This is a genomic window from Streptomyces sp. AC627_RSS907 (assembly GCF_019049165.1).
In genome coordinates this window covers 1-642 of the sequence record NZ_JAGMUE010001391.1, presented here as the reverse complement: position 1 = coordinate 642, position 642 = coordinate 1, and the positions used below count along the sequence as shown (strand labels likewise).

The window sequence follows — 642 nt, the reverse complement described above, 5'->3', positions numbered from 1 at the left end:
GACGTGTTCGCCGCGGCCCCGGCGGTGGCGGAAACCGAAGCCGCAGCCGGAGCTGACGCCGAAGTCGTAACCGAGGCCCCAGCCCCGGGCTCAGCCGACGCCGCAGGCGACGCCGTGGCGCGGCCGTGCAGGATGAGGGCCCAGGCCAGGACGGCGAACGCGGCGATGTTGGCGACGGCGCGCACGGTGTTCCAGGTGACCCAGCGGGCCTCGAAGTCCCGGCGGGCGGCGGCCAGGTCGGCGATCCGGGCCGGATCGCCCGCCTTGGCCAACTGGTCGTTGAGGGGCACGTTCACGCCGCTGGTGATCACGAGCATGGCCAGGTAGAGCACGAGCCCGGCGATGATCCACGGCAGCGCCGCGCGGTCGGCGCCCGAGCGCAGGCTCAGCGCCAGGGCGAGGGCCGTGAACGCGATGCCGCCCAGGAAGCAGAACATGAACCAGCCGTTGAGGATGGACGCGTTGATCTTCTGCATCGCCTCCACGAAGGTGCGGTCGCTCGATCCGGCGAGGCCGGGCATGACCGCGTAACCGAAGGCGGCGAACAGCCCGGCCATCAGGCCGGTGGTGAGGGTCGCCGCGAGCAGCGCGACGGTGTGCAGGGTCTTGAGCTGCATCGCGGGTCACTCCCCGTCCCAGGCG

Annotated in this window: 1 protein-coding gene; it reads right to left on the bottom strand. The window is 72.3% G+C overall.

Going from position 1 to position 642, the window contains the following annotated elements; genetic code table 11:
* Positions 1-617 (bottom strand): DUF1772 domain-containing protein (locus tag KUM32_RS42065; RefSeq protein WP_217146870.1); only part of this gene is annotated, 617 nt, incomplete at its 3' end.
* Between the last annotated feature and the right edge of the window lie 25 nt (positions 618-642).